The sequence below is a fragment of the Rhizobacter sp. P3_B12 genome (assembly GCF_056402895.1).
In genome coordinates this window covers 1-753 of record NZ_JBFUGN010001613.1, presented here as the reverse complement: position 1 = coordinate 753, position 753 = coordinate 1, and the positions used below count along the sequence as shown (strand labels likewise).

1 protein-coding gene is annotated in these 753 nt (G+C 73.6%); it reads left to right on the top strand.

What is annotated here, in order from left to right; translation table 11 throughout:
• The coding region (locus AC1D01_RS37235; RefSeq protein WP_477874916.1) for a hypothetical protein at nucleotides 1–753 on the top strand (753 nt) is incomplete at both ends.

Below are 753 nucleotides of genomic sequence, written 5' to 3'. Positions count from 1 at the left end.
TACGTGGCGGCGCCGTTCGACGACCGCAGCGCCTGGGAGCTGTTCGACGACGCACCGGGCCTGCGCGAGCGCGTCACCGCGCAGCTGATCGGCGAGACGAAGCTCGCGCCGATCGCGCTCGAGGACTCGCTGCAGGCGCTCGACGAGCAGTTCGCGCGCGAAAGCCTGCAGGGCCGTTACCGCGGCGTGTACCTCGGCCGCTCGGTCACGCGCAGCGTGAAGAGCGCGGCCGAGCTGGCCGACCCGGCGCTGCAGCGCGCGACGCCGGCCGATCTGGCGGCGCTCTACCCCGAGTCGCTGCTCGACGACGTGGCGCGGCTGCGCGAACTGGAGCGCGAGCTGGGCCAGCTGCGCGCGTTGAAAACCGGCGCGCTGAAGGCGCCCGGCGGCCTGATCCGCCACCGCGACCGCACGCTGAAGCAAGGCGAACTGCCGGGCCTGCTGAACGCCGTCGAGCGCGAGCACCGCCAGGTCGAGCAGCGGCTGCTGGCGCACGACAAGGCCTGCCGCAGCACGCACCGCGCCGTGGCGGCGCAGCTCGGTGGTGGCTGGGACGCCTACCTCGAGGGCCTGCTCGCGCTGCTTCACTACGCCGACCACAGCGAGGCCGACCTGCGCGATGCGCAAGGCCTGCTGTCCAACGCCTGGCAGGTGGAAAGCGCGACGCGCCGCGTCGGCAAGGCCGGCGTCGAGCGGCTGGTGGGCGTCGCGAACCATCTGCAGGCGGCCTTGCAGAGGGTGTCGGAGCAGCGC